Origin of the sequence: Acinetobacter sp. WCHAc060033, assembly GCF_004209125.1 — a bacterium.
Lineage (GTDB): Bacteria > Pseudomonadota > Gammaproteobacteria > Pseudomonadales > Moraxellaceae > Acinetobacter > Acinetobacter wuhouensis.
Map to the genome: position 1 here is coordinate 1 of NZ_SGSW01000213.1, position 300 is coordinate 300.

A 300-nucleotide genomic window follows, 5' to 3' on the forward strand; every position below is an offset into this window, starting at 1 on the left:
AATTTTGGTGTTTCACCCGCGGCTGGTGCAGGGATGATCAAGCCTGGGGTGCTATCGTTGGTGCTTGTACCTGTACCGAATGTGCCTTGTACGGGATCGGTATTGTCCAAGTACTGTGTCGGGGCTGCTGGCGCTGTTGGTGCTATGGTGTCCACAGTCAATGTTAATGCTGGGCTTGGATCGCTTTCATTACCCGCTGCATCCGTCAAGGTGTAGCTTAAGTCATGTTCACCTTCAGACAACGGAGTCGTTGGTGTCAAGGTGCCTGTCGCTGCATCATAGGTCGCATCGACTGCTGCG

1 protein-coding gene is annotated in these 300 nt (G+C 53.7%); it reads right to left on the reverse strand.

The features are described 5' to 3' along the window. A partial coding sequence (locus EXE10_RS21685) for an Ig-like domain-containing protein (RefSeq protein ID WP_165383071.1) occupies positions 1-300 on the reverse strand: 300 nt, incomplete at both ends.